This is a genomic window from Coleofasciculus sp. LEGE 07092 (genome assembly GCF_015207375.1).
GTDB lineage: Bacteria > Cyanobacteriota > Cyanobacteriia > Cyanobacteriales > Coleofasciculaceae > LEGE-07092.
Map to the genome: position 1 here is coordinate 1 of NZ_JADEWY010000177.1, position 11170 is coordinate 11170.

Here is an 11170-nt window from a genome sequence, read left to right on the forward strand (position 1 = left end):
GGGTGGGAAAGTGCGGGGGCAGGTTTGGCTACAGCAGTTAGTCAGTATTTGATGATGGCGGTGGGGATAATTTTGGTTTGTCGAGAGGTTCAGTGGAAACAGGTACAAGGGGTAGCTGGAAAAATATTGGAAAAGTCAGCGTTAAAGGCGACATTTGCCCTCAATGGCGATATCTTTATCCGCACCTTCGCCTTCGTGTCTACGTTCTCTCTTTTTACAATTGTGAGTTCGTCAATGGGGACAATGGTACTGGCTGAAAATGCTTTACTATTACAGGCGTTTTTACTAGCACTTTACGTGATTGATGGACTAGCGTTTGCGACGGAGAGTTTAGCGGGTATCTTTCGGGGTCAAGGTAAGAGCGATCGCTTAATTCCTCTATTACAGATCTCTGGATTAGCAAGTCTGGCGGTGGGATTGATTTTTGCACTGGTTTTTGTGCTCTTTCCTCAGCCATTATTTGGACTACTGACTAACCACCTAGAAGTTATTGACACTATTAGTATAGATGTGATGTGGCTGCTGCCTGTTTTGGGATTTGGTGCGATCGCATTTATGCTGGATGGGTACTTTCTGGGTTTGGCAGAGGGGCGAATTTTGCGAGGTGCCGCTTTAACTGCCACATTGATTGGATTTGTGCCAGTGGCGGTAGTTGCTTGGCAGTTACACAGTCGCTATTTATTGTGGTTGGCGATGTCTTTATTTATGGCAGCGCGAGTTTTTACCCTTGGGGTGCAGGTGCCGAGAACGCTGGAAATAGGGACTAAAGAATGATAGCGATCGCTTGCGTGATAGAAACTCATGGCTTCAGCTCATTAATTTCATTAATTAATACCCCATTCTAACTGTGAAATATAACCCTTCAATCTCAAGGCAATTGAGATACGGCGACAAGTCATAACAGATAGGAGTTGGACTTAAGTTAAACAAACATAGCAAGTGTTGTTCATCACTTTTACGAGTAAACCCTAATAAGGGTTCGGCAGTATCTAAAAGAGTCAGATTCCCTTTAATTAAAGCAGGTTGTTGCTTGCGCCACTGAATCAGGCGGCGGTATTTATTCAGTAACGACTGGGGTTGTTGTTCCTGTTGATCAACTGCTAGTGGACGGTGTTCTTCAGGAATTGGCAACCAAGGTTCTTTAGCAGAGGCTTGGACGGCTTCAGCTAGGGATATAGGGACAGTGGAGGGGTTCGGGGGAAAGTTGGTGAGGGAGGTGTCGAGTGCGCTGGTGCTGTTGGAATGAGAGGGGTTGATGTTTCAGTTACCGGGGATGCAGTATCGTCGAGGTTGAGTAATGATTTTTTTGAAAATTAATTTTCAAGGAAAAGTTTGAATGTCTCACTTAAAAATAGCTAACGACACGGAACGACAACAGGCTGTTGTCATCGGCGGCAGTATTGCCGGACTTTTAGCGGCACGGGTACTGACAAACCACTTCGACCAAGTGACTATCGTTGAACGCGATCGCTTTCCGGAAAAACCAGAACCTCGCCAAGGTGTTCCCCAGTCTCATCAGCTTCATGTGCTTCTGACTCAAGGACAGCGGATTCTAGAACAGCTATTCCCTGGACTGACGGAAGAATTGGCTGAAATAGGTGCAGAATCCGTCGATTGGACGGCAGACTACCAGTGGCTATTTTTGGGGGGCTGGGGACCGAGGTTTCCCTCTGGGATTACCACCCGTACTTGTACCCGAAATCTAATCGAAGCCCGGATTCGCCAGCGTCTGGCTACTTACAACTCTATAGAATTTTTAGAGGCGGGGACGGTAACAGGCTTGTTGACTAACCAGGGGAACACCACCGTTACAGGTGTCCGGGTACGAGAGTCTGATGGCACAGAAGTCGAATTACCCGCCCAGTTCGTTGTGGATGCTAGCGGACGCTATTCTAAAACGCCCCAGTGGTTGCAGGGTCTAGGGTATGAAACGCCCCAAAAGACAACAGTTAACTCGTTTTTGGGCTATGCCAGTCGCTGGTATCAGTCCTTGAGTAGAGAACCGTTAGATTACAAGGTGTTGTACCTAATGCCCAAAGCTCCGCACAAACCGAGGGGTGGTGTAATCTATCGAGTGGAGAACAATCGCTGGATAGTCGCCCTTATTGGTGTGGGTCGAGACTATCCCCCCACCGATGAAGCTGGCTTTCTAGGCTTTGCCCACAGCTTACACAGCCCAGAGGTTTATGAGGCGATAAAAGACGCCCAGCCTATCTCCCCTATCTACAGCTATCGGCGTACAGAAAACCGCCTACTTCACTACGAAAAACTATCTCGCTTCCCAGAAAACTTTGGGGTCGTGGGTGATGCCGTCTGTGCTTTTAATCCGGTCTATGGTCAGGGTATGACCGTTGCGGCTTTGGGTGCCCTAACCTTAGATCAATGCCTTAAGCAACATTTCCAGCGCCGTTCTAATCAAGAGTTGACAGGTCTGGGAAGACACTTTCAGAAACAACTCTCTAAAGTGAATACAGTACCCTGGCTGATGGCAACGGGCGATGATTTCCGTTGGTCAACAACAGAGGGAGGTAAACCCAGTTCGATCACTCGATTATTACACTGGTATCTCGATCAAGTGATGCTAGTCTCTGGTGAGAGTACCGAGGTTTACAAAGTGCTGATAGAAGTCATACACTTCCTCAAGCCACCTACAGCTTTTTTACAGCCCAGTATCTTGGCACAAGTCTTGAGACAGGTAATGAACGGGCATGGCAATACTGATGTTGTGTCGAAGTCATTTCGTACTAGTTAATTAGGGCTAGGGCTAGGGCGATCGCTCCTAGAAAGCGATAAATTCAAGAATTTTTCGATATCTGATCCTCCTCAGGGATGTGTCTTAACAGTTCTCCAGGCTGGCAATTAAGGGCATTGCAGAGTTTTTCTAGCGTTGTCCGATCCAAGCGCGGTGGCATAATCCGACTGTTTTTGAGCTTGGACAAGGTTACGGGATGCATTCCCGTCTTTTGAGCTAATTCTTTGTAATCCACTTCGCGGTCTGCCATAACAGCCGCCAGTCGCCATTTAATTGGCATGAGTTTGGGCAGGGTGGCTAAACCCTTTACAATTCTTACCTAAGTCAGATGAATCGAGTTAGCTATTCCACTAATCTATCAGTCGTAAATCCTATCACATTAACCGAATGCATTAACATTTTGCATTATATCCTTGACACTCATTCGTTGAGTTAACTAAGGTAGCAGTCGGAAGGTTTATTGAAAAGCTTCAAATCCTAGTGACTCCGATGGTTTGCCAAACCCGTCCCAACTAAAAGCTGTCGGAGAGGGGAGAGGCTTGCCAAAACGGGGCACCTACGGCTGTTTTAAAGGCAATTACTAGAGGAAAGAGCTAAGATGCTGCCACAAGAAGGTAGGATAAGAGTTCAGATTGAGGGCGTCTGGCCTGAAATTGATGGCGGTCGTTTTGCCATCAAGCGGACAGTTGGTGAACGAGTCCGCGTCGAAGTTGATATGTTTTCGGACAGTCATGACGCGGTTTCTGGCGTTATTTTGTATCGTCCAGCAGTATCCCAAAGCTGGTTTGAGGTGCCACTGTTCCCGACGTTTAACGATCGCTGGCAAGGAGAATTCACCGTTTCTGAGATGGGGAATTACATCTACACCATCCAGGGCTGGGTTGACCATTTTAAAACCTGGCAACGGGACATGGTGAAGAAATTGGCAGCCGAGCAGGATATATCAGTCGATTTGCTCATTGGTGCCAACTATATCCAGGAAGCTAGTCAGCGAGCCACAGGTGATGATGCTGCACAGTTAAAAACCTGGGTAGAAACACTGCGTTCTGAAGACGTTTCCCCGATTATCCGGGGCGATAAAGCCATCTCACCAGAACTGGCACTATTAATGGCGAAATACCCCGATCGCCGATTTGCCAGCACTTACCACAAAGCACTCAAAATTACCGTAGAACGGGAACGAGCCCAGTTTAGCACCTGGTACGAAATGTTTCCACGCTCCTGTGGCGAACCCGGAAAACACGGTACATTCAAAGATGCTCAAGCCCGCTTGCCCTACATTGCCAACATGGGCTTTGATGTCCTCTATCTCCCCCCCATTCACCCCATTGGTACAACCTTTCGCAAAGGCAGAAATAACGTTACCGTTGCCGAACCCGACGATGTCGGCGTACCGTGGGGCATTGGTGGTCCTGAAGGTGGACATAAAGCAATCCATCCCCTATTGGGAACCATGGCAGACTTCGAGGAGTTTGTTGCCAAAGCCAAGGAACACGGCATTGAGATTGCCTTAGATCTAGCCTTTCAATGCTCCCCGGATCATCCCTATGTCAAAGAGCATCCCGAATGGTTCCGTAGCCGTCCCGATGGGACGATTCAGTACGCGGAAAACCCACCGAAAAAATATCAAGATATTTACCCCATTGACTTTGAAACCCCAGACTGGCAGAACCTTTGGCAGGAACTCAAAAGCGTCATGGTTTTCTGGATGGAAAAAGACGTGCGGATTTTCCGGGTAGATAATCCTCATACGAAGGCATTCAACTTCTGGGAGTGGGTTCTTGCTGACCTCAGACAAACCTATCCCGATTTAATTGTCCTTTCCGAATCCTTCACCCGTCCCAAGGTGATGTATCGTTTGGCAAAACTGGGCTTTACCCAATCCTACACCTATTTCACTTGGCGGAATAGTAAGTGGGAAATGACCCAGTATCTCACCGAACTCACCCAAACCCCCGTCCATGAGTTCTTCCGACCCAACTTTTGGCCCAATACCCCCGATATTTTGCATGAATTTATCCAGCATGGGGGACGCCCTGGCTGTATGATTCGCTTAGTGTTAGCCGCCACCTTAACGGCTAGCTACGGGATTTATGGTCCGGCATTTGAAGTGTGCGAAAATCGAGCGGTGAAACCCGGAAGTGAAGAATACCTCCACTCCGAAAAATATCAAATTCGGGAATGGGATTTAAACAGTCCTTACAGCATCAAGGATTTGGTTGCACGGGTCAATTATGCCCGTCGAGAACATCCCGCGTTACAGAGTAATAGTAGCCTGAGATTTCATCACACCGACAATGAGCAGATAATCTGCTACAGCAAACAAACCGATGATTTAAAGGATGTAATTCTTGTGGTAGTCAGCTTTGACCCCCACTGGACACAAGGCGGCTTTATTGATTTACCCCTAGAATCCTTCGGCATCGATCCCCACCGAGAGTATCAAGTACACGACCTACTCAGCCAAAACACATTTACTTGGTTCGGTGGACACAACTACGTCGAACTCAATCCCCAAAACATCCCAGCTCATGTTTTCTGGGTAAGACAGTAATTCCTCATTACAAGTAACCTCATATCTTGCACCAAAACCTCTGCGTACCTCTGCGTTAAAAAAAACTTAACACTGGTGCAAGATGCAAAAAATCAACAAAAACAACCAGGGCTAACTACCGAAAAAACAAATGCTCAAATCAATCTTAAAAGACGATCCCCTTTGGTTTAAAGACGCCATTATCTACGAAGTACCCGTTCGTGCTTTTGCCGACAGCAACGGGGATGGAATTGGCGATTTGCGCGGACTCACCAAAAAGCTAGATTACCTACGCGACTTAGGCGTTACAGCCATCTGGACATTACCCTTCTTTCCCTCACCCCTCAAAGATGATGGCTACGATATTGCCGACTACTACACGATTAACTCCATTTTCGGCAATTTAGAAGACTTCAAAGCCTTATTAGAAGCGGCACATGAACGGGGAATTCGAGTCATTATCGAATTAATTGTCAACCACACCTCCGACCAGCACCCGTGGTTTCAGCGAGCTCGTAGAGCGCCAAAGGGAAGTAACGAGCGAGATTTTTACGTCTGGAGCGATAGCCCCGAAAAATACCAAGAAGCTCGCATTATTTTCCAGGATTTTGAGCATTCTAACTGGGCGTGGGACCCGGTTGCGAAAGCCTATTACTGGCATCGCTTCTATTCTCACCAACCTGATATCAACTACGAAAACCCAGAAGTACGGCAAGCTGTATTAGATGTTCTAGATTTTTGGTTGGAGATGGGAGTCGATGGGCTACGCATGGACGCCGTGCCTTACCTATATGAGGAAGAGGGAACGAACTGCGAGAACTTATCAGCAACCCATGGGTTTTTACAAGAGTTGCGATCGCACGTTGATTCCAAATTCTCCAATCGGATGCTCTTGGCAGAAGCCAATCAGTGGCCAGAAGATGCCGCTGCTTACTACGCTCAAGGGGATGAGTGTCACATGAACTTCCATTTTCCCCTGATGCCGCGCCTGTTCATGGCGCTGAAAATGGAGGATAATTTCCCCATCATTGATATCCTCAACCAAACCCCCCAAATTCCCAATAACTGTCAGTGGGCGTTATTTTTGCGCAACCATGATGAGTTGACCTTGGAAATGGTCAGCGATGAAGACCGAGACTATATGTACAAGGTCTATGCAGAAGACCCCCAAGCGCGACTTAATTTAGGGATTCGCCGCCGTTTGGCTCCTTTGATGGGGAACAACCGCCGCCAAATTGAGCTGATGAATGGGTTGCTGCTTTCGCTTCCCGGTACTCCCGTGCTTTACTACGGAGATGAACTGGGTATGGGAGACAACATTTATTTAGGCGATCGCAACGGGGTACGAACACCAATGCAGTGGAGTAGCGATCGCAATGCCGGATTCTCTCGCACCAACCCGCAACGGCTGTATGCACCCCCCATTGTTGACCCAGAATATCACTACGAAGCCATCAACGTTGAGGCACAACGGGCAAATCCCAATTCCCTGTGGTGGTGGATGAAGCGCTTGATTGCAACTCGACAGCGTTTCCAGGCATTTGGGCGCGGCACCTTTGAATTCTTGCACCCAGATAATCGCAAAGTGCTGGCATTCACCCGTACCTATGCTGGTGAACATATCCTGGTCATTACCAACTTATCCCGCTTCGTGCAAACAGTAGAACTGGATCTATCCGGTTTCCAAGGGATGGTGCCTGTGGAAATCTTTGGCAGCACCAAATTCCCCCCCATCGGTGAGTCACCCTACTTCCTCAGCCTCACTCCCCACAGCTTCTATTGGTTTACCCTGCAATTGGAACACAGCCTAGTTGAGACGTCTCAATCTCAACTCCAGCCCCCAACCCTGGCAGTGAGTGGCAAGTGGCAGACGGTCTTTTCCCAACCTGATCTTAAAGCCACTCTCGAATCTGTCCTGCCCAATTACCTCTATGGCTGTCGCTGGTTTGGGGGTAAGGCGCGGATCGTGCAATCGGCTGAAATCGTGGAAGTTATCCCGGTATTCTATAACCAGATGGAAACGTCCGTGATTTTCCTGCGGTTGGAATACACCGAAGGCACGCCCGAAACCTACCTACTGCCCCTGGCATACGGTCTAGGAAGTGAGTTGGGTAATGACCCCAACAGCATTCATTCCGAGCGGGTGGTGGCTTATCTCCAAGTTAAGGGGTCTGAGGAAATTGGGCTGCTGTTCGACGCTGTAGGCGACCAGAACTTCTTGGCATTCCCATTAGACGCCATCATGCACAAGCACCGTTACGATGGGATGGCAGGAACCTTGGTGGCAATGGCAACAAGCGCCCTGACAGAACTCCTGAGTGAGGATATTAACCTAGAGCCAGATTTACTGCGAGGTGAGCAGAGCAATACTTCAGTAGTTTACGGCAATCGCTTTATTCTCAAACTCTTCCGCAAACTAGAAGAAGGCATCAACCCCGACCTAGAAATCGGGCGTTTCTTAACCGAGACAAAAGTCTCAGAACATTTCGTCCCAGTTGCCGGATCTCTGGAGTACCGCCGCAAGGGAGCTGATACCATAACCGTGGGAATATTGCAACAATTTATTCCCGAAACCCGGAATGCTTGGTCTTATACCTTAGATTCCCTGCGCGACTACTTCGAGCAAGTGATGGTGCTGCCTGGGTCAGACTTGAAGGAAACCGAACTCTTATCCCCATCAGCAGTCGATTGGCTGGATGAAAAAACGCGCCCCTTTGGGTACGACTTGCTGCTTTCCTACTTGGATACAGCTCAACTCTTGGCAAAACGCACTGCTCAACTGCATATTGCTCTAGCCTCAGATGAGACGAATCCCGATTTTGCCCCAGAGCCATTTTCCACGTTCTATCAGCGATCAGTCTATCAGTATATGCGCAACCTGATGGGACAGGTTTTGCTGCTATTGAAAAAGCGGCTAGACTCGCTGCCACCGGACATCCAACCCGTCGCCCAGACAGTCCTGAACCGCCAAGAGCAAATTACGGGGCGCTTTAAAGCCTTGGTCAACCAAAAAATTACCGCCATGCGTACCCGGACGCACGGGGACTACCATCTGGGGCAAGTTCTCTATACCGGGAAAGACTTGCTGATTATTGATTATGAAGGCGAACCCGCTCGTCCTTTGAGCGAACGGCGCATGAAGCGCTCTCCCCTGCGAGATATAGCTGGGATGCTGCAATCGTTCCACTACGCCGTCACCTTAGGTTTGCAAAAAGAAGTCGAGAGCGGCATGATCCGACCGGATAACCTCTCGGTAATGGAGGAATGGGCTGGGTTCTGGTATTCCTGGGTAAGTCACACCTTCCTCAAAACCTATCTGTCTACAGCCTCCGGTTATTCCTTCATCCCTAAGACAGATCAAGAATTGCACGTTTTGTTGGATGCTTATCTTTTTGAGAAGTCGATTTACGAACTAGGCTACGAACTCAACAATCGTCCAGATTGGGTGGAAATCCCACTTCAACGGATTTTGCAATTGCTGGAATCTATACCTCAGATGGGGTATCTCAATTCTCTGGATGAATAGGGGAGATGAGGTGATGAGGGAGATGGGGAGGCGATTTTAGGGGGTTACTTAACAGTAGTTTTCAACTTGATGAAGTACACAACTGAGTCTTCTAGACATAAAGTCTGTTTTACTCCTGACTCCGAACTCCTGTCTCCCCTTACCAACCCCTTATTTTGATGAAGTTTACTTAAGGAGTGCATGACTTATGACAGCGACTCAAATTGTTAACGCTGAAGTCACTTTATTTACAGATGATGACCTTTATTTATTCAACGAAGGGTCTCACTTCGGCTTGTATGAGAAGTTAGGCTCTCATTCAATGGTGCATGACGGTGTAGAAGGAACCTACTTTGCTGTCTGGGCACCTAACGCTGCTCACGTTTCGGTGAAAGGAGACTTTAACCAGTGGAATAAGGACAGCCATCCCCTGCGTGTTAGAGGCAACTCCGGTATCTGGGAAGGGTTCATTGCCGATGTTACCAAAGGCACTGTCTACAAGTATCACATCACCTCTTACCATAACGGCTATGAGGTGGAGAAAGCTGACCCGGTAGCGCTTAACTATGAAGTACCGCCCAAAACTGCTTCGGTGGTTTGGGATAGTGAGTATACCTGGAATGACAGCGAATGGATGGAGAAGCGTTACAAGCATAATGCTTTAGATACTGCTATTTCCATCTATGAAGTGCATACTGGTTCTTGGATGCGGGTTTCTGAGGATGGCAATCGTTCTCTGTCCTATCGGGAACTGGCACCCAAGCTGGCTGAATATATCCAGCGGATGGGGTTCACTCATGTTGAACTTCTCCCTATCACTGAGCATCCCTTCTTTGGTTCCTGGGGCTATCAAACTACAGGATTCTTTGCTCCCACCAGCCGCTATGGGACGCTGCAAGACTTTATGTATCTGGTGGACTACCTGCACCAGCACGATATCGGTATCATTTTGGATTGGGTGCCGTCTCACTTCCCCGTTGATCAGCACGGACTTTCGTATTTTGACGGAACGCACCTCTACGAACATTCTGACCCACGTCAGGGGTATCATCCAGATTGGGGTAGTTCGATTTTTAACTACGGACGCCATGAAGTCAGCAGTTTTATAATCAGCAGTGCGTTCTTCTGGTTGGAGAAGTGCCACATTGATGGGTTGCGGGTGGATGCGGTGGCATCTATGCTCTACCTGGATTATTCCCGTAAGCAGGGGGAATGGATACCGAATCAATTCGGTAGCAATGAGAATTTAGAAGCGATCGCATTTTTACGCCGTTTCAATACTGCTGTTTATGAGCGCTTCCCGGATGTCACAACCATTGCTGAAGAGTCTACATCGTGGTCGATGGTGTCTCGTCCTACTTATGTGGGTGGCTTGGGCTTCGGTATGAAGTGGGACATGGGCTGGATGCACGACACCCTCGACTACATGAGCCACGACCCCATTCACCGTAAGTTTCATCACAATAAGTTGACATTTCGGATGCTTTATGCATTCAATGAAAACTTTCTCCTGCCCCTTTCCCATGATGAAGTGGTGCATGGCAAGGGTTCGCTGATTGGTAAAATGCCGGGGGATTATTGGCAGAAATTTGCCAATTTGCGATCGCTCTTTGGCTATATGTACGCCCAACCCGCCAAAAAGCTGATGTTTATGGGCTGTGAGTTTGGTCAATGGTCAGAATGGAAACACGATGACAGTTTAGATTGGCATCTGTTAGAGTCTCCCCTCCATGCCGGGTTGCAAAACTGGGTGGCTGACCTAAATCGAGTTTACCGCGAAGAACTAGCATTGCACGAACTCGACTTCGACCCGAAGGGGTTCGACTGGATTGACTGTAACGATACCCAAAACAGTACAATCAGCTTAATTCGTAAAGGTAGCATCCAAGTGTCAGGGGTCAAGGGTGAGGTGATGGAAAGCCGCATCGAACCGGAAAACTGGAACCCCAACCCGGAAGGAACAATATTAGTCGTTTGCAACTTTACGCCCCTACCTCGTTTCAACTACCGAGTTGGCGTTCCGGCAGGTGGCTTTTGGCAGGAACTTCTGAATAGTGATGCTGGAGAATACGGTGGCAGTGGTTTAGGTAACTTGGGTGGAGTGCAAGCAGAAGAGTGGGCTTATCACGGACGCCCCTATTCGATAAATATTACCTTACCCCCTTTGGCTGTAGTCTTTTTTAAGGGGCTAGGTTAGGGAGCAGGGGAGCGGGGGAGCAGAGGTGCAGAGGTGCAGGGCTTGCCGTGAGCGTCAGTCGAACGGGTGCGGGGGAGAAGAGCCTGCCATTGACAGCAAGATGACAGGCAAGATGCCTGTCCTACGGGATAATTTATTTTTTGGAGTTCCTTAACACTTCCAGAGTCTCCTTGTCCCCCCATC

At 48.4% G+C, this 11170-nt stretch carries 8 protein-coding genes; 5 read left to right on the forward strand and 3 right to left on the reverse strand.

Features of this window, described 5'->3' with window-relative positions; translation table 11 throughout:
- Positions 1-774: MATE family efflux transporter (locus IQ257_RS27000; RefSeq protein WP_265586117.1), on the forward strand; the 774-nt coding region annotated here is incomplete at its 5' end.
- A gap of 54 nt (positions 775-828) precedes the next feature.
- Here the strand turns inward: IQ257_RS27000 and IQ257_RS27005 are convergent.
- Positions 829-1131, reverse strand: a complete 303-nt coding sequence (locus IQ257_RS27005; RefSeq protein WP_193877265.1) for a hypothetical protein — start codon at positions 1129-1131, stop codon at positions 829-831.
- 205 nt (positions 1132-1336) lie between these two features.
- Between IQ257_RS27005 and IQ257_RS27010 the strand changes: the two genes are divergently transcribed.
- Complete coding sequence (locus IQ257_RS27010; protein ID WP_193877263.1) at positions 1337-2752, forward strand: FAD-dependent oxidoreductase; 1416 nt, start codon at positions 1337-1339, stop codon at positions 2750-2752.
- A gap of 43 nt (positions 2753-2795) precedes the next feature.
- Here IQ257_RS27010 and IQ257_RS27015 read toward each other — a convergent pair whose 3' ends face one another.
- Positions 2796-3032 carry a helix-turn-helix domain-containing protein gene (locus IQ257_RS27015; RefSeq protein ID WP_228061068.1) on the reverse strand — a complete coding sequence of 79 codons (237 nt, stop codon included), beginning with the start codon at positions 3030-3032 and terminating at the stop codon, positions 2796-2798.
- 318 nt (positions 3033-3350) lie between these two features.
- On the opposite strand from IQ257_RS27015, the gene IQ257_RS27020 reads away from it, so the two are divergent.
- From IQ257_RS27020 to glgB, 3 genes are all read left to right on the forward strand, one after another.
- Positions 3351-5306, forward strand: coding sequence for an alpha-1,4-glucan--maltose-1-phosphate maltosyltransferase (locus IQ257_RS27020; protein WP_193933366.1), 1956 nt, complete (start codon positions 3351-3353; stop codon positions 5304-5306).
- A gap of 130 nt (positions 5307-5436) precedes the next feature.
- Positions 5437-8811, forward strand: coding sequence for a maltose alpha-D-glucosyltransferase (gene treS, locus IQ257_RS27025; protein WP_193877261.1), 3375 nt, complete (start codon positions 5437-5439; stop codon positions 8809-8811).
- 187 nt (positions 8812-8998) lie between these two features.
- On the forward strand, positions 8999-10987 hold the full coding sequence (gene glgB / locus IQ257_RS27030; RefSeq protein WP_193877259.1) for a 1,4-alpha-glucan branching protein GlgB: 1989 nt from the start codon (positions 8999-9001) through the stop codon (positions 10985-10987).
- Here glgB and IQ257_RS30420 read toward each other — a convergent pair.
- The coding region (locus IQ257_RS30420; RefSeq protein WP_228061069.1) for a hypothetical protein at positions 10984-11170 on the reverse strand (187 nt) is incomplete at its 5' end. The two genes, glgB and IQ257_RS30420, sit on opposite strands and share 4 nt — an antisense overlap.